This is a genomic window from Cribrihabitans pelagius, assembly GCF_048820915.1.
GTDB lineage: Bacteria > Pseudomonadota > Alphaproteobacteria > Rhodobacterales > Rhodobacteraceae > Cribrihabitans_A > Cribrihabitans_A pelagius.
Window position 1 is genome coordinate 72,099 of the sequence record NZ_JBMERR010000021.1, and the last position, 14,289, is coordinate 86,387.

The 14,289-nt window shown below is 66.3% G+C and carries 15 protein-coding genes and 1 pseudogene; 8 read left to right on the forward strand and 8 right to left on the reverse strand.

What is annotated here, in order from left to right; all coding sequences use genetic code 11:
- The first annotated feature begins 5 nt into the window (after positions 1-5).
- The 3 genes from ACOHX0_RS17525 (at position 6) to ACOHX0_RS17535 (ending at position 3,138) form a co-directional block, all read left to right on the forward strand.
- Positions 6-212 carry a hypothetical protein gene (locus ACOHX0_RS17525; protein ID WP_420678440.1) on the forward strand — a complete coding sequence of 69 codons (207 nt, stop codon included), beginning with the start codon at positions 6-8 and terminating at the stop codon, positions 210-212.
- A gap of 244 nt (positions 213-456) precedes the next feature.
- Entirely contained in the window at positions 457-2,604 is a 2,148-nt protein-coding gene (locus tag ACOHX0_RS17530) for a malate synthase G (RefSeq protein ID WP_420678441.1), read from the forward strand.
- A gap of 105 nt (positions 2,605-2,709) precedes the next feature.
- Entirely contained in the window at positions 2,710-3,138 is a 429-nt protein-coding gene (locus ACOHX0_RS17535) for a GlcG/HbpS family heme-binding protein (protein WP_420678442.1), read from the forward strand.
- Between the two features lie 297 nt (positions 3,139-3,435).
- On the opposite strand, the gene ACOHX0_RS17540 is transcribed toward ACOHX0_RS17535, so the two are convergent.
- Entirely contained in the window at positions 3,436-3,918 is a 483-nt protein-coding gene (locus ACOHX0_RS17540) for a fasciclin domain-containing protein (protein ID WP_420678443.1), read from the reverse strand.
- A 156-nt stretch (positions 3,919-4,074) separates the two neighbouring features.
- On the opposite strand from ACOHX0_RS17540, the gene ACOHX0_RS17545 reads away from it, so the two are divergent.
- Positions 4,075-4,695, forward strand: a complete 621-nt coding sequence (locus ACOHX0_RS17545; RefSeq protein WP_420678444.1) for a helix-turn-helix domain-containing protein — start codon at positions 4,075-4,077, stop codon at positions 4,693-4,695.
- A 149-nt stretch (positions 4,696-4,844) separates the two neighbouring features.
- Entirely contained in the window at positions 4,845-5,624 is a 780-nt protein-coding gene (locus ACOHX0_RS17550; protein WP_420678445.1) for a gamma-glutamyl-gamma-aminobutyrate hydrolase family protein, read from the forward strand.
- Between the two features lie 50 nt (positions 5,625-5,674).
- On the opposite strand, the gene ACOHX0_RS17555 is transcribed toward ACOHX0_RS17550, so the two are convergent.
- From ACOHX0_RS17555 to ACOHX0_RS17565, 3 genes are all read right to left on the reverse strand, one after another.
- Positions 5,675-6,142, reverse strand: a complete 468-nt coding sequence (locus ACOHX0_RS17555; protein ID WP_420678456.1) for an SRPBCC family protein — start codon at positions 6,140-6,142, stop codon at positions 5,675-5,677.
- 134 nt (positions 6,143-6,276) lie between these two features.
- Positions 6,277-8,517: a xanthine dehydrogenase family protein molybdopterin-binding subunit gene (locus ACOHX0_RS17560; protein WP_420678446.1), complete on the reverse strand. Its 2,241-nt coding sequence runs from the start codon at positions 8,515-8,517 to the stop codon at positions 6,277-6,279.
- 3 nt (positions 8,518-8,520) lie between these two features.
- Positions 8,521-8,985, reverse strand: a complete 465-nt coding sequence (locus ACOHX0_RS17565) for a (2Fe-2S)-binding protein (protein ID WP_420678447.1) — start codon at positions 8,983-8,985, stop codon at positions 8,521-8,523.
- A gap of 96 nt (positions 8,986-9,081) precedes the next feature.
- Here ACOHX0_RS17565 and ACOHX0_RS17570 point away from each other — a divergent pair, with 96 nt between their 5' ends.
- Complete coding sequence (locus ACOHX0_RS17570; protein WP_420678449.1) at positions 9,082-9,663, forward strand: TetR/AcrR family transcriptional regulator; 582 nt, start codon at positions 9,082-9,084, stop codon at positions 9,661-9,663.
- Between the two features lie 93 nt (positions 9,664-9,756).
- Here the strand turns inward: ACOHX0_RS17570 and kynA are convergent, their stop codons facing one another.
- The 4 genes from kynA to ACOHX0_RS17590 all read right to left on the reverse strand — a co-directional run bounded on the left by kynA (position 9,757) and on the right by ACOHX0_RS17590 (position 13,149).
- Entirely contained in the window at positions 9,757-10,590 is an 834-nt protein-coding gene (gene kynA / locus ACOHX0_RS17575; RefSeq protein ID WP_420678450.1) for a tryptophan 2,3-dioxygenase, read from the reverse strand.
- A 149-nt stretch (positions 10,591-10,739) separates the two neighbouring features.
- On the reverse strand, positions 10,740-11,933 hold the full coding sequence (gene kynU / locus ACOHX0_RS17580; protein ID WP_420678451.1) for a kynureninase: 1,194 nt from the start codon (positions 11,931-11,933) through the stop codon (positions 10,740-10,742).
- An 80-nt stretch (positions 11,934-12,013) separates the two neighbouring features.
- The gene (locus ACOHX0_RS17585) at positions 12,014-12,397 is read right to left on the reverse strand and encodes an MmcQ/YjbR family DNA-binding protein (RefSeq protein WP_420678452.1); all 384 of its coding nucleotides are present in this window, start codon (positions 12,395-12,397) and stop codon (positions 12,014-12,016) included.
- Positions 12,397-13,149: an SDR family NAD(P)-dependent oxidoreductase gene (locus tag ACOHX0_RS17590; RefSeq protein ID WP_420678453.1), complete on the reverse strand. Its 753-nt coding sequence runs from the start codon at positions 13,147-13,149 to the stop codon at positions 12,397-12,399. The genes ACOHX0_RS17585 and ACOHX0_RS17590 overlap by 1 nt, the downstream gene beginning before the upstream one ends.
- Before the next feature lie 379 nt (positions 13,150-13,528).
- Between ACOHX0_RS17590 and ACOHX0_RS17595 the strand changes: the two genes are divergently transcribed.
- Both ACOHX0_RS17595 and ACOHX0_RS17600 read left to right on the forward strand, forming a co-directional pair.
- Positions 13,529-13,978: a methyltransferase family protein gene (locus ACOHX0_RS17595; protein WP_420678454.1), complete on the forward strand. Its 450-nt coding sequence runs from the start codon at positions 13,529-13,531 to the stop codon at positions 13,976-13,978.
- A 139-nt stretch (positions 13,979-14,117) separates the two neighbouring features.
- Positions 14,118-14,289 (forward strand): annotated as a pseudogene (locus ACOHX0_RS17600) (Re/Si-specific NAD(P)(+) transhydrogenase subunit alpha); the annotation flags it as partial.

Below are 14,289 nucleotides of genomic sequence, written 5' to 3' on the forward strand. Positions count from 1 at the left end.
CAGCCATGTCGGCGCCGGATACCAATGTCGAACGTCAGAAAAAGAACCATAAGCCGCCTCTTCTGGGGATCGGTGCGGTAGTGATCTTTGCGCTGGTTCTGCTGGGACTGATGCTGTTGATGGTGTTCGACCGGGGCGGCGAGCAGGACAAGGCGGAAGAACCCGCCGCCGCAGCCGAGGTGCAAACGGTGATCGATGGCGCCGCCGATTGACTGGAGCCGCCATCCGCGTGAATCTCAGGGCGGGCAGGGCAACCTGTGCGCCCTTTTTGCTGCGTTGGAGGCGAAGGCCGGCAGGTGGCGGCCGCTGTAGCACTTTCGGAAATCCTTTTGGCACTTTCTTGAAAAACAAGAAATTGCGTTTGGTTTCAGCGGGAGGCTGTTTTGTTGCTGATCGGAAACTTCTGCCCTAGTTAGGTGGCAGCATACAGTGGTGTACCGCCGGAAGGAGCAAATCATGAGCCGGGTCGAAAAACAGGGAATTCAGGTTGCGCCGGAGCTGGCGGACTTCATCGAGAACCAGGCGCTGCCCGGTACCGGGATCGCGGCGGAGGCGTTCTGGAAGGGCCTTGCGGAGCTGGTGAACGGCTTCGGGCCGGAAAACCATGCGCTGCTCGAAAAGCGGGAAGAGATCCAGCAGAAGATCGACGCCTGGCACATCGCCCACCGCGAGAAGCCGCATGACCACGAGGCCTATAAGGCGTTCCTGGCGGAGATCGGCTACCTGCTGCCCGAGGGAGAGGATTTCCAGATCGAAACCCGAAACGTCGACCCCGAGATCGCCACGGTGCCCGGCCCGCAGCTGGTGGTGCCGATCACCAACGCGCGTTATGCGCTGAACGCTGCGAATGCGCGCTGGGGCAGTCTTTACGATGGGTTCTACGGAACCGACGCGATGGGCAGCCCGGCGCCCAAGGGCGGCTACGACAAGGGCCGCGGTGCCCGGGTGGTGGCGCGCGCGCGGGTGTTCCTGGACGAGACCTTCCCGATTGACGGCGCCAGCCATGCGGATGTGCGCCGCTACCACGTGCAGGACGGCCAGCTGCTGGTGGACGACCTGCCGCTGGCGCAGCCGGAGAAATTCGCAGGCTTCCGCGGCAACCCCAAGGCGCCGGAAGCGGTTCTCTTGCGCAACAACGGCCTGCACGTCGAACTGGTTTTTGACCGTGCCCATGCCATCGGCGCACGCGATCAGGCGGGGCTGGCGGATGTGCGGCTGGAAAGTGCCATGTCCGCGATCATGGACTGCGAGGACTCCGTGGCCTGTGTCGATGCCGCCGACAAGGTGCAGGCCTATTCCAATTGGCTGGGCCTGATGCGCGGAGATCTGGAGGCCAGGCTGGAGAAGGGCGGCAAGACCGTCACCCGCCGGCTCAACCCCGACCGCGGCTACAGCGCGCCGGACGGCAGCGCGCTGACCCTGAAGGGCCGCGCCCTTCTGTGGGTGCGCAACGTGGGCCATCTGATGACCAACCCGGCGGTGCTGGACAAGGACGGCAACGAGGCTTTCGAGGGGCTGCTGGACGCGCTGATCACCGTCACCATCGCCATGCATGATCTGGCCCGCGAGGGCGGCAACTCGGCGCATGGCTCGGTCTATGTGGTGAAGCCGAAGATGCATGGTCCGGAGGAAGTCGCCTTTGCCGACCGCATCTTTGACAAGGTCGAGGACATCCTGGGCCTGCCGCGCCACACCGTGAAGATCGGCATCATGGACGAGGAGCGCCGCACCTCGGTGAACCTCAAGGAATGCATCCGCGCCGCCAAGCACCGGGTGGCCTTCATCAACACCGGCTTCCTGGACCGCACTGGCGATGAGATCCACACCTCGATGGAGGCAGGCCCGTTTTCGCGCAAGGATTTCATCAAGCGCAAGGCATGGCTCGGCGCCTATGAGGCGCTGAACGTCGATATCGGCCTGGAGTGCGGGCTTTCGGGCAAGGCGCAGATCGGCAAGGGCATGTGGGCGATGCCGGACATGATGGCGGCGATGCTGGAACAGAAGATCGAGCACCCGAAATCCGGCGCCAACTGCGCCTGGGTGCCGAGCCCGACCGCCGCCACCCTGCATGCGCTGCATTACCACAAGGTCGATGTGTTTGCGGTGCAGGAGCGGCTCAAGGCCGGCGGCCGCCGCGCCCATGTGGATGGTATCCTCGAAATTCCGCTGGCGGCCTTCCGCAAGTGGACCCCGGAACAGATCCGGCGCGAGGTGGAGAACAACGCCCAAGGCATCCTTGGCTATGTGGTGCGCTGGATCGACCAGGGCGTCGGATGCTCCAAGGTGCCCGACATCAACAACGTCGGCCTGATGGAAGACCGCGCCACCTGCCGGATCAGCGCCCAGCACCTGGCAAACTGGCTGCACCACGAAGTGGTCTCGCGCGAGAACGTGATGGCCGCGATGCGCAAGATGGCCGCGGTGGTGGATCAGCAGAATGCGGATGATCCGGCCTACCGGCCGATGGCGCCGGGTTTTGACGGCATCGCCTTCCAGGCCGCTTGCGATCTGGTATTCAAGGGCCGCGAGCAGCCCTCCGGCTATACCGAGCCGGTGCTCCACGCCCGCCGCCTTGAGCTGAAGGGTGAGGCTGCGGCGAACTGACCGCAAGAAACAGTTTCCGCAAATTTGCGGGTAGTCAAAGGGGGCCGTTTGGCCTCCTTTTTCGTCGTGTTACGCAACGTCACGGGATCGGGAGGACTACCACGAATGGCGGAACTGACTTTGACACAGGCGCGCGGCATCATCCGCGCGACATTGGAGGAAGGCCGGGCGCAGGCGCTGAAGCCCTTGTCGGTTGTGGTGCTGGACAGCGGCGGCCATGTGCTCGCCTTCGAGCGCGAGGACGGCGCAGCACCGGGACGCTTTGCCATTGCCCAGGGCAAGGCATTCGGCACGGTGATGCTGGGCATGGGCGGGGTGGCGCAGATGGCGCGGGCGGAAAGCCAGCCCTATTTCATGGCTGCGGTGAACGGCGTCTACGGCGGCCAGGTGGTGCCGGTGCCGGGCGGCGTGCTGATCCGCGGACCACAGGGGCAGGTGATCGGCGCGGTTGGGGTCACGGGCGATACCTCGGAAAATGACGCAAAGGCTGCGCTGGCCGGTATCGACGCAGCCGGCCTGACAGGCGAAGCATGAGGCGTCCGCAGAGGGAGTGAGCCGGGCCGGTCAGCTCTTTCCGTTGCGAACTGAGAAGCCGCAATCGTCAGCAATGGAAAGCTGCAAAAAACCGAAGCCCTCTCCCGCCCGGGCGGGAGAGGGTGCTGCCGGCGTGCGCGCGCGGGATGAATTGCGCAGGCCGGTCAGCTGGGCGGCCGCGGCGGCACCTGCCGGGCCCCGGGCCACCTTGCGGACAGCCAGGGCTTGGGGGAGAAATAACCGGCAGGCGCCTGCCTGCGTGCCGCCCTGTCTTCGATCAGTCCTGACTGCCCCTGCTCAGGGCAGGATCACTGAATCCACCACGTGGATCACACCGTTCGAGGTCTCGATATCGGCCTGGACCACGGTGGCATCGTTCACTTTCACCCCGTCCGAGGTGTTGAATGTCAGATCGTCGCCCATCACCGTGGCGGCGGTCATGCCGTCGCTGATGCCGGAGGACATCACCTTGCCCGGCACCACGTGATAGGTGAGGATACGCGTCAGCTGATCCTTGTTTTCCGGTTTCAGCAACGTGTCGACAGTGCCCTCGGGCAGCTTCGCAAAGGCCTCGTCGGTGGGCGCAAAGACGGTGAACGGGCCGTCACCCTTCAGGGTTTCCACCAGATCGGCCGCGGTCAGCGCTGCCGCGAGCGTGTCGAATTGCCCGGCCTCCATTGCGGTGCCGACGATATCCTTGGAGCCCGCCAGCGCCGCGCCGGGAAGGGCCAGGCTGGCAGCAAGCGCGAAGGATGCCAGGGAAAGGCGTTTGGTGAACATTTAACTTCCTTTCTGTCAAAGCCAGAGCGGAGAACGAAACTGGCAGCATCAGCCTGCTGCGCAATACTTTTGCATGTTATGCACATTTGCGTGATGTGCACTATTTTTGCATTAAGGTAAATTTCACGCGGATCGGTTTCCCCCGGAGGCAAAATCATGGTTAAGGCTGGCTTGTCGGACACCCTGCAGGAGGGGCTGGAGGCCTACCGAATCGGCCCCAAGCTGCGCGCCCTGCGCACGGGGAAGGCGATGGGGCTGGCGCAGCTCGGCGATCACACCGGCCTGTCTGCCGCCATGCTGTCGCGGATCGAGCGCGGCCAGGTCTTTCCCACGCTGGCGACGCTGCTGCGCATCGCGATGGTGTTCGGCGTCGGGCTCGACCATTTCTTCGGCCCCGGTGAGGACGCGCCGGTGCTGGAAGTTGTGCGCGCCCGCGACCGGCTGAAGCTGGGCGACACACGGGACGGGCCGGTCTCCTACCTGTTCGAGAGCCTGAACTTCCCGGTGACCAAGGGCCGGTTCCAGGCTTACCTGGCTGAGTTCACCGGCCGCGCCCCGGCCAGCCCGCCGCATGCCCATCCCGGCGCCGAGATGATCTATGTGACCGAAGGGCAGCTGGAGCTGTCGATCCACGGCCGCGGCGAAGTGCTGGGCAAGGGCGACAGCGTCTACTTTGATTCCGGCTTTGAGCACAGCTACCGCGCCGCGGGCGGCTCGCGCTGCCAGGTGATCGTGGTGGTCTCCCGCACGCCGGAGGCAGGCGGGGCGGAGGGCTGAACCCAGAGCCTGCGCCGTCTCCAGCGCCCGAAAGGGCAGGCGCCAGCGGCCGCCTGTGTGCAGGCAAACACGCGCCTGTGCTGCGGCGCAGTTGAACCGGCGCCCGCGCGCGGCTAGGTTTTCAGTGCAAAAACAAGCGAGAGTGGATCATGGCGCGCCCAAAGGTTGGCATTATCGGCAATTCCTATCTGATCGACGATCAATATCCGGTTCATGCAGGCGGGACAATGAACTCGGAAGCGGTAGCCGAGGTCGCGGGCTGCATGCCTCTGATGATCCCCTCCGATCCGCGTTTCGTCACGGTGGAGGAGCTGCTGGAGACCTTCGACGGCTTTCTGCTCACCGGCGGCCGCCCCAACGTGCACCCCAACGAGTACGGCGAGGACGAGACCGCGGCCCATGGCGCCTTCGACCGCGCCCGCGATGCGGTGACCCTGCCGCTGGTGCGCGCCTGCGTGGAGCGCGGCCAGCCCTTCCTCGGCATTTGCCGCGGCTTTCAGGAGGTGAACGTCGCGATGGGCGGCGCGCTGCACCCGGAAATCCGCGACCTGCCGGGCCGGTTGAACCACCGCATGCCGCCTGATGGCACGCTGGAGGAGAAATTCGCCCTGCGCCACCCGGTGAGCTTTTCGCCGGGCGGCCCCTTCCACCAGCTCTTCGGTGCGCAGGAGGTGATGACCAACACGTTGCACGGGCAGGGCATCAAGCGCCCCGGCGCGCGGGTGGTTGTCGACGGCCACGCGCCCGACGGCACGCCCGAGGCGATCTATGTGAAGGACGCGCCCGGCTTCACCCTCGCGGTGCAATGGCACCCGGAATGGGACGCGGTCAACGATCCGGTGTCGCGCCCCCTGTTCGAGGCCTTCGGCGACGCCGTGCGTGCCTGGTCCGCGGGCGCGCCGCGCGGGGGGCTGCAGAAGACAGCCTGAGCGCGCGGGCCCGCGGCATCGGATCGCCCGGTGCGGGCCCGGCCCTGCCGTCAGGAAAGCGTTTTGGCGTAGGTGTCCAGCTGGTTCGCCACCACGCCCCAGCCCGCGTGGAAGCCCATTTGCTCATGCGTCTCGCGCGCCTCGGCGGTGCGGTGGCGGGCAATGATGGTGAGGGTGGTGCCGCCGCCCTCCGCTGCGTCGAACAGCAGGATGGCGGTCATGAACGGATCCTCCGCGGGTTTCCAGCCTTCGCTGTAGGCATCGGTGAAGACAAGCTTCTTTTCCTGTTCCACTTCCAGGAAGACCCCGTGGTTGCGGATCTCGCGGCCCTCGACGTCAAAGGTGGTGTTGAACCGGCCGCCGGGGCGCAGGTCGATCTCGCAGGCGGTGACGGCGTGCGGTTCAGGGATAAAGAAGGCGCGCAGATGCGCAGGCGTGGTCCAGCAGGTCCAGAGCCGTGCGGGGGCCGCGTCAAGACGGCGGGTGAGGCTCAGGTCAGTGTCCGGGTCCAGCGTGATGCCTGCCCGTATGCCCGCCGCGGTGCCATGTTCCGTTCTGCCGTGCTGCGCCATCCTCAGTCCCCTCCTTGCACCTGTCGGCCGCCGCCCGCGGGAGGCGGGCAGGCGGTGTGTGCAAGCCATGGGAGCACGGGCTAGACCAGCAAGTCAAACCCGTGCATCAGCGGCAGCTCCCTGGCACGCCGGCCGGTAAGGTCGAACAGGGCATTGGCAAGCGCCGGGGCGGCTGGCGGTGTGCCGGGCTCCCCGGCGCCGCCCAGATGCGTCTGTACTTCGAGTACCTGCACTTCGGTCTTCGGCATCGTGTGCATGCGCAGCGCCTCGTAATCCGGAAAGTTGCCCTGTTCCGCCATCCCGTCAGTGAATGTGATCTCGCCGAAGCAGGCGGCCGAGAGCCCGTAGGCCATGCCCCCGAACATCTGCGCCTTGACGTTCTCCGGGTCGATCGCCTGGCCCATGTCGCAGGCGATCCAGGCCCGGGCGATACGGATGCCCGCGTCCTCCTGCTGCACCTCGATCACCTGCGCGACCGGAGTGCCGAAGCTGTAGCACATAGCCACCCCGCGCCCGGTGCCTTCGGGCGTCTCTCCGCTCCAGCCGGACATGTCGCGCACGGTTTCCAACACCCCCGCCGCGGGCGCCCACTCGCGGCGCGCCAGATCCAGCCTGAACGCCAGCGGATCGGCGCCCGCCGCATGGGCCATCTCATCGAGGAAGCTCTCGACGAAGAAGGCGTTGAAACTGTTGCCGACCGAGCGCCAGAAGCCAACCGGCACCGCCACCTCGGCCAGGTGCCCCGCCATGCGGAAGTTGGGGATGGCGTAAGGCGCGTTGGAGAAGCCCTCCACATGCACCTTGTCCGGCCCGGCAGGCGAGAAGCCCGCCAGCCGCCGCATCGCCTGCGCCACTGGGGAGGCCGCGGCGACCTTGCCATCGAGCAGCACCGCCTCGCCATCCTTCACCGCGCCGCGCATCCGCGCCATGGCGCCGGGGCGGTACATGTCGTGGCGCATGTCCTCCTCGCGCGACCAGGTGAGCTGCACCGGCACCCCGGGCATCTGCTTGGCGAGGCGGGTGGCTAGGACGGCATAGTCGACCTCGGCCCGGCGCCCGAAGCCGCCGCCGAGGTAGGTGGTGCGGATATCCACCTGTTCGTTTTCGAGCCCGGCTTCTTCGGCGCATTTCATCTGCGTGAATAGCGGCATCTGGTTGCCGCACCAGACCGTCAGCTTGCCGCCGTCCACCAGTGCCGTGGCGTTCATCGGCTCCATGGTGGCATGCGCGAGGTAGGGCACGCGGTAATTCGCGGTGATCTCGCGGGCGCCCTCGGGCAGGGTACCGGCGTCGCCGTCATCGCGCATCACCGAGTTCGGTTTGGCGTCAAACGCCTGTTCGATCTCCGCAAAGATGCCCTCGGTTTCGGCCGGGTAGGGGGCGGGGCCCCAGCCGATCTCCACCGCTTCCGCCGCCTGCATGGCAATCCAGGTGTTGCGCGCCACCACCGCGATGCCGTTGCCGAGGCTCAGCACCTGCTCCACTCCCGGCATTGCGCGGGCCGCAGTGTCGTCAAAGCCCGCCATGCCGCCGCCCTGGCGGGGGTTCATCCGCAGCGCTGCAAACTTCATCCCCGGCAGCCGCACGTCGATACCGAATTCCGCGGTGCCGGTGGCTTTCTCCACCATGTCGAGCCGCGGCTGAGGCTTGCCGATCAGACGCCATTCGCTTTTCGGGCGCAGGTCTGCCTGCACCGGGTCAAGCCGGGCGGCATCTGCAGCCAGATCCGCGTAGGGAATGCGGGTTCCGTCCGGCGCAATCACCGCCCCGGCCGCCGTGGCCAGCTCTCCGCGGTCCATGTCCAGGCGCGCGGCGGCGGCCTGTTTCAGCGTCTCCCGCGCGCTGGCGCCGGCGCGGCGCATCCGCTCATAGCCGTCCTTCATCGAGGTCGAACCGCCGGTGCCATGCAGGCGCAGCGGTTTGCCGAGATGGCCAAGCGCTTCGCCGACCGCATGGCTGAAGTTGCCGCTGTCATAGCCCTTGCCCGGCAGCGCATCGCCGATGAAGGCCGAGTTATAATAGGCCTTGGCGGCGGGGCCGTGCAGCACCCGCAGTTGATCCAGCTGCACGTCCAGTTCCTCGGCGATCAGCGCGGCCCAGCTGGTCTGCACGCCCTGGCCCATCTCGGCGCGGGGCGCAAACAGGGTGACGCCCTGGGCGTCGATTAGCACAAACGGATTGAGCGCGGCTTCGCCTTCACCCGGTTTCAGCGGGTTGGGCGCCGGTCGGGAGACGGCATAGGCGCCAAAGGCCACCCCGCCGACAATGGCGGCTGAGCCAATAAGGAACGTGCGGCGGGCAATTTTTCCGAGGCCTGCCATGGCTCAGGCCTCCTGCATCTTGCGGGCGGCGTCGTGGATGGCGGCGCGGATGCGGGGATAGGTGCCGCAGCGGCAGAGGTTGCCCTGCATCGCCGCGTCGATTTCGGCAACGGTCGGGGCGGGGTTTTCGGCCAGGAGCCCCGCCGCCTGCATGATCTGCCCGGACTGGCAGTAGCCGCATTGCGCCACCTGATGCGCGACCCAGGCCTGCTGCAGCGCGCTCATCGCCTCCGGCGTGCCCAGACCCTCGATCGTGGTCACCTCGCCCCAGACATCCGCCAGCGCGACCTGGCAGCTGCGCACCGGCTCGCCATCGATATGCACGGTGCAGGCGCCGCAGGCGGCAACGCCGCAGCCGTATTTGGTGCCGGTCAGGCCGATCTCGTCGCGCAGAACCCACAACAGGGGCACCTCGCCCGGCAGATCGACCTGGTGGGATGTTCCGTTGATACGCAGCGTGGCGGGCATGAGGGGCCTCCCTTGGCTTGGCTGATCTGACATGTGCAATCAATTATGTCAGTGTGTCAATTGACAAAATCGTGCCGGGATGTCAAAAGCATTTCCATGAACATGGCAGGCATCGACCCGAAACAGCAGGCTATCCTCACCTCCGCTTGGGCGGCGTTCTCTGCCTATGGGTTCCGCAAGACCTCGATGGATGACATCGCCAAGGGCGCGGGCGTGTCGCGCCCGGCGCTGTATCTGCACTTCAGGAACAAGGAAGCGATCTTCCGCGCGCTGGTGCAGGTCTACTACGGCGCGGCGCTGGCGGATGTGCAGGCGGCGCTGGCCGGGGAGGGAACGCTGAGCGGCCGGCTGGAAGCGGCATTTGCCGCCCAGGGCGGGGAGGCGATGGAGGCGATGCTGTCTTCGCCGCACGGGCTGGAGCTGTTCGAGGCGGGAATGAGCGTTGCGGCGGAGGAGATCTCCGCGGGCGAAGCAGGGCTGCGGGATCTCTATGCCCGGTGGCTGGAGGAAGAGGCCCGCGCGGGCCGCGCGGTGCTGAGCGGACCGGCAGAGGAGATCGCCGCCGCCTTCTGTGCAGCGATGAAGGGGGTGAAGCACACGGCCGCCGGCTTCGCCGCCTACCGGTCCGGCGTGCGCCAGCTGGCCCGCCTGTTCGGCGCTGGGCTGTCAGCGAAGTAACCATCCGTCCAGCCCAAGCCGCTTCGAAGCGACTTGGGACGCGGTTTCGAAACCGCGTCAAGGCGTTTGCAAACGCCTTGAGCGGCGGTTGGCCTAGAGCTCGGTGCGCAGGTGCCAAAGTTCGGGGAACAGTTCCACTTCCAGCATCCGCTTCAGATAGCTTACCCCGCCGGTGCCGCCGGTGCCGCGTTTGAATCCGATCACCCGCTCCACCGTGGTCACATGGTTGAAGCGCCAGCGGCGGAAGTAGTCCTCGAAATCCACCAGCTTCTCGGCGAGTTCATAAAGCTCCCAGTTGGCTTCCGGCGCGCGGTAGACCTCGGTCCAGGCGGCCTGCACCGCATCATTCGGCTGGTAGTGGGCAGAGACATCGCGCTCCAGCACTTCCGCGGGGAGCGGGAAGGCGCGCGACAGCGCCCGCAAGGCAACATCGTAGAGCGAGGGCTGGGTCAGCTCCTCTTCCAGCAGTGCCACCAGGTCGGGGCGGTGGGCATGCGGCTTCAGCATCGCCTTGTTGCGGTTGCCCAGCATGAATTCAATCAGCCGGTACTGGTGCGACTGGAAGCCCGAGCTCTGCCCCAGCGCATCGCGGAAGCGGGTATAATCCGAAGGCGTCATGGTGCGCAGCACATCCCAGGCCGAGTTCAGCTGCTCGAAGATCCGCGCCACCCGCGCAAGCATCTTGAAGGCCTGCCGGGCCTCGCCCTCCAGGAGTTGTTTCCGCGCCGCCTTCAGCTCGTGAATGGCCAGCCGCATCCACAGTTCGGAGGTCTGGTGCTGGATGATGAAAAGCATCTCGTCATGGGCGTCGCTCCATAGCTTCTGAGCATTCAGGAGGGCATCAAGAGAGAGATAGTCGCCGTAGGACATGCGCCCGTCAAAGGACATCTGGGCGCCTTCACCGGCGGGATCATAGGGTTGGGTCATCGCGTCATTCCTTTTCCTAAAATATAGCATGGGTCAGGGAAAGGATGCGCGCCTCCGGTTCAGGGTGCCGCATTGGGCCAGGCGGCGCCAATGCGCGACCCAGCCCGCCGGGCGGCAGAGCGGCACGTGGTATGAGCGGGTAAGCCGCATCAGGTAACTGCGTTGCGGCGCTTGTACTCGGCGCGGTCCCACAGCTTGTTGTTGATCACATCGGCGAGGATCTCCACCGCCGCGCGCACGTCGTCCGCGTCGATGTAGAGCGGGGTGAAGCCGAAGCGCATGATGTCCGGCGCGCGGAAGTCGCCGATCACGCCGCGATCGATCAGCGCCTGCATCGCGGCGTAGCCTTCGGCGAATTTGAACGACACCTGGCTGCCCCGGTAGGCCGCATCGCGGGGGGAGGCGAGCTCCAGGCGGGGGCATTTTGCCTCCACCCCGGCGATGAACAGGTCGCAGAGCTCAATGGATTTGGCGCGCACATCGGCCATGTCCGCCATGTCCCAGACGTCCATCGCCGCTTCCAGCGCGGTGAGCTGCAGGATCGGCGGGGTGCCGACGCGCATCCGCTCCACCCCGCGGCCGGGCCGGTAGTCGAGGTCGAAGGCGAAAGGCGCCTCATGCCCGAGCCAGCCGGAGAGCGCCGGGCGGGCGGTCTCTGCGTGGCGCGGCGAGACATAGATGAAGGCCGGGGCGCCGGGGCCGCCGTTCAGGTACTTGTAGGTGCAGCCGACCGCGAAATCCGCGCCGCAGCCTGCCAGGTCCACCGGAATGGCGCCCGCCGAATGGGCCAGGTCCCAGACCGTCAGCACGCCATGCGCGTGGGCCTTCTCTGTCAGCGCCTTCATGTCGTGCTTGCGGCCGGTGCGGTAGTCGACCTCGGTGATCATCAGCACCGCGATCTCGTCGGTGATGTGCTCCGCCACCGCTTCCGGGTCGACCACGCGCAGCTCGTAGTCGTCACCCAGCGATTTCAGCAGCCCCTCGGCCATGTAAAGATCGGTGGGGAAGTTGCCATTGTCGGACAGCACCACCTTGCGGCCGGGGTTCAGCTCCAGCGCCGAGGCGACGGCCTGATAGACCTTGATCGACAGCGTGTCGCCCATCACCACATGGCCCGGCTCCGCCCCGATCAGCCGCCCGATGCGGTCTCCCAGCGCCGAGGGCTTCTCCATCCAGCCGGCCTTGTTCCATCCGGTGATCAGCATCTGGCCCCACTCGTCCGCGATCATCGCCCCGACCCGGTCCTTGGCGGCGCGGGGCAGGGGGCCAAGCGAGTTGCCGTCCAGGTAGATTACCCCGTCGGGCAGGTCGAACATCGCCTTGGTTGCGGCAAAATCGGTCATGGCGGCCTCGCATGTGTTGAGGTATTTCAAGCTTAAAGCTTTTTGCGGTGCTACCGCATCCGCGCCGCTCTGTCCAGAGCTTAGCGCCCGGCAGGCCCTGGCTGCGGGTCCGGAATCCCCAGTTCCGCCCGCTTGCGCTTTGACAGGCCCGCGGTCACCAGAGTGTAAGACAGGGTGATTTGCTCCCGCAGTTCCGCATCTGTCAATCCGGGCTCCGCAAAGTGCTGCAGCCACTTCATGCCGCGCGACGCAAGATAGGGCGCAGGGCGGACGCCGGGGCGCTCCTGGAGCACCTCATAGGCGATGTCGCCGGCCTTGAAGGTGAAGGCATCCTTGCCGCCGGCCCAACCGCAGACGGCAAACAATTTGCCGCCCGCCTTCCAAACGTCCGAGTTGCCCCATTGAACGGCGTGCTCCGCCGCCGGGAAGGTCCCGCAGAACGTGTTGAACGCCTCCCGGTCCATCAGGCCTGGCCGCCCGCGATCTCGATGCACTGGCCGTTGACCGATTGCGAGCCCGGCCCGCAAAGCCAGAGCGCCGCCGCCGCGACTTCCTCTGGTGCGATCAGCCGCTTGTGGCGGTTGGCATTGACCATCACGCTCATCGCGTCCTGCGCGCTCATCCCGGCGCGTTCGGAGATCGCGGTGACATTGCGCTCCACGATCGGGGTGTCCACATAGCCCGGGCAGATCGCGTTGAAGGTGAAGGGCGTGCCGAGGTAATCCTCGCTCAGCGCGCGGGTGAGGCCGATCATGCCGTGCTTGCTGGCCGTGTAGCAGGCGCCGCCCTTCAGCCCGCGCAGCCCCGCGATCGACGACACGCTGATAACCCGCCCCCAATCTGTCTCCCGCATCGAGGCAAAGCACTCGCGGATGGTCAGGAAGGCGCCGTCCAGGTTGGTCGCCATCATGTTGCGCCAGAACTCCATCGAGGTCTTGTGCAGCGCCATGCCCTCGGCCACGCCTGCGTTGGCGACGCAGATTTGCACCGGGCCGCGGGCATCCGCGGAGGATTTCACCTTGGCGGCAACATCCGCCTCGTCGCGCACATCCATCACCAGCGGGTGCAGCCGCCCCGCCGCGGCTTCTTCCAGCACCTCCTGGCGGCGGCCGGTGATGGTGACCTCCGCGCCCTGATCCGCCAGTGCCTCTGCGATCGCGAGTCCAATGCCGGTGCCGCCGCCGGTGACCAGCGCGTGTTTGCCTTGCAGTGTCATCTTCCCTGTCTCCTCCCTGGTTGCGGGCTCAGCCTAGCCGCGGCGTCGGGGCTGGCAAGCGCGCCGTGCCGTCACAGGCGGGGTGTCCTGCGCCGATTCTGCCCCGGCGCCCACCTGAATTTGCCGTAGCGGCAGGCACCGTATTGCAAACGGGTGCGCGAAATTGTCCCTGTTACGAAATAGACTTAGCCAATCCGGGCGTTTTGTGCAGGATCGTGCCGCATCCCGGGACAGATTCGCCGTTTCCGGGAGGGACGGGAGCATTCCGTCCTTTTCTTGCGCCCCGGGCCTTGCGGGTCTGGACGCTCCGGCCGGATGAGGAAAGACTGCCCGCGATGCGCTTGATCTCAGAACATAATCTCCGGCGGGCGGCGGCGTGATGCGCTGGCTGGATATCCCGCCCGCCTGGCTTCTGGGCTTTGCCGCCCTGGCCTGGCTGCAAGCGGAGTATTTTCCGGCCGGTCTGAGTTTCGGCGGCGCCTGGGCCGATTTCCTGGGAGGGCTGCTGGTTGGCGGCGGTCTGCTGCTGGCGGTGCTTGCGGTGACCGAATTGCGCCGCCACCGCACCACCGTGCTGCCGCATGAGACGCCGGAGCGGCTGGTCCAGACGGGCATTTTCAGCCGCAGCCGCAACCCGATCTACCTCGGCGACGTGCTGATCCTGGCGGGGCTGGTCCTGTGGTTCGATGCGGTGCTGTCCCTGGTGCTGGTGCCGCTGTTCCTGTGGCTGCTGGAGCGGCGCTTCGTCCTGCCCGAGGAGGACCGCATGCGGCGGGCCTTCGGCGCGGACTGGGCGCGCTATGAACGAAAGGTGCGGCGCTGGCTGTGATAGCTTTGCGGCAGTGCAGCGAGATATCTGCGGCGACGCAGCGAAACCCTTGCGCAACAATATTGCGCAAGATAGTAGAAATCTTTGTGATCCGTGTCTGCACGATGCGGATGCGGACAAGACGAGGGGGACCGATGCGGTGAAGATAGGTACACCAAAAGAGATAATTCCGGGCGAAAACCGGGTTGCGATGACGCCGGACTCGGCGCGGCAGCTGCAGAAGCTGGGGTATACTTGCGCGATCGAGAGCGGGGCGGGGGCTGGGGCGGGGTTTTCCGATGCCGCTTACGAGGCCGCGGGCGTGGAGGTTG

Coding starts and splice junctions, on each gene's coding strand:
- ACOHX0_RS17525 (WP_420678440.1), top strand. CDS start 6: ATGTCGGCGCCGGATACCAATGTCGAACGTCAGAAAAAGAACCATAAG.
- ACOHX0_RS17530 (WP_420678441.1), top strand. CDS start 457: ATGAGCCGGGTCGAAAAACAGGGAATTCAGGTTGCGCCGGAGCTGGCG.
- ACOHX0_RS17535 (WP_420678442.1), top strand. CDS start 2,710: ATGGCGGAACTGACTTTGACACAGGCGCGCGGCATCATCCGCGCGACA.
- ACOHX0_RS17540 (WP_420678443.1), bottom strand. CDS start 3,918: ATGTTCACCAAACGCCTTTCCCTGGCATCCTTCGCGCTTGCTGCCAGC.
- ACOHX0_RS17545 (WP_420678444.1), top strand. CDS start 4,075: ATGGTTAAGGCTGGCTTGTCGGACACCCTGCAGGAGGGGCTGGAGGCC.
- ACOHX0_RS17550 (WP_420678445.1), top strand. CDS start 4,845: ATGGCGCGCCCAAAGGTTGGCATTATCGGCAATTCCTATCTGATCGAC.
- ACOHX0_RS17560 (WP_420678446.1), bottom strand. CDS start 8,517: ATGGCAGGCCTCGGAAAAATTGCCCGCCGCACGTTCCTTATTGGCTCA.
- ACOHX0_RS17565 (WP_420678447.1), bottom strand. CDS start 8,985: ATGCCCGCCACGCTGCGTATCAACGGAACATCCCACCAGGTCGATCTG.
- ACOHX0_RS17570 (WP_420678449.1), top strand. CDS start 9,082: ATGAACATGGCAGGCATCGACCCGAAACAGCAGGCTATCCTCACCTCC.
- kynA (WP_420678450.1), bottom strand. CDS start 10,590: ATGACCCAACCCTATGATCCCGCCGGTGAAGGCGCCCAGATGTCCTTT.
- kynU (WP_420678451.1), bottom strand. CDS start 11,933: ATGACCGATTTTGCCGCAACCAAGGCGATGTTCGACCTGCCCGACGGG.
- ACOHX0_RS17585 (WP_420678452.1), bottom strand. CDS start 12,397: ATGGACCGGGAGGCGTTCAACACGTTCTGCGGGACCTTCCCGGCGGCG.
- ACOHX0_RS17590 (WP_420678453.1), bottom strand. CDS start 13,149: ATGACACTGCAAGGCAAACACGCGCTGGTCACCGGCGGCGGCACCGGC.
- ACOHX0_RS17595 (WP_420678454.1), top strand. CDS start 13,529: ATGCGCTGGCTGGATATCCCGCCCGCCTGGCTTCTGGGCTTTGCCGCC.